Raw genomic sequence first — 888 nt, forward strand, 5'->3', positions numbered from 1 at the left:
CGGGCTCGCCGACGCCTACGCGGCCGCCGCCCGCGAGGCCCGCGCCCCGCTCGCGCTGGTCGGCCTCGCGCGGGCGCACGCCCGCCGCGAGCTCCCGCGGGTCGAGCTGTTCGACCCCGACGGCGTCCACCCGTCCCCCGCCGGCTCCTACCTCGCCGCGGCGACGTTCTACGCCACGCTCTACGACGCCGCCCCCGGCGCCGGCGCCGACACCGTGCGCGGCCACCCCGCCGCCGACGACCGCACCGACTCGTCGCGCACCGTCGTGCTCGCCGCGCGCCCGCCGGCCACCGCGCGCGCGCTCCGGGACATCGCGCTCCGCGCCGTGCGCGAGTGGCGCGCCAGCCCCGCCTGCGCCGCGCGCTGCGCGCGGACCTCGGCGTCGGCGCCCACCGAGTGGGTGACCGCCGACGACGGCGCACGCCTGCACGTGCGGATCCTCGGCGCCGGCCGCGACACGGTCCTCGTCCCCCTCGCGAGCCACCTCGCCGACGACCTCGCGCCGCTCGCGCGCGGCCGCGTGCTCGTCGCGTACGACCCGCGGTCGCGCGGCCGCTCCGAGCCGGTGCGCGACACCGCGCGCCTCGGTCTCACCCGCGACGTCGCCGACCTCGAGGCCGTGCGCCGCGCCCTCGGCGTGTCGCGCCCGTCGGTGATCGGCTGGTCGTACTTCGCCGGCGTCGCCGCCGCGTGGGCCGACGCGCACCCCGACCGCGTCGCGCGCCTGGTCCTGCTCGCCCCCATCGTGCCGCGCGCCGCGCGCCCCGAGGCGTACCCCACGCCGCCCGACGCCCCCGCGCGCCCCGCCCACGACACCGCGCTCGCGCGCCGCTTCGCCAAGTCGGATCGTAGCCATGTCGTTCTGTGAGCCAAGGAGTTGAGACCACG

At 80.4% G+C, this 888-nt stretch carries 1 protein-coding gene; it reads left to right on the top strand.

All coding sequences use genetic code 11. The features are described 5' to 3' along the window. On the top strand, positions 1-868 hold an 868-nt coding region (locus PYV61_RS25945), incomplete at its 5' end, for an alpha/beta fold hydrolase (RefSeq protein ID WP_275836783.1). Positions 869-888: the final 20 nt, after the last annotated feature.

The sequence above is a fragment of the Roseisolibacter sp. H3M3-2 genome, from assembly GCF_029211165.1.
Lineage (GTDB): Bacteria > Gemmatimonadota > Gemmatimonadetes > Gemmatimonadales > Gemmatimonadaceae > Roseisolibacter.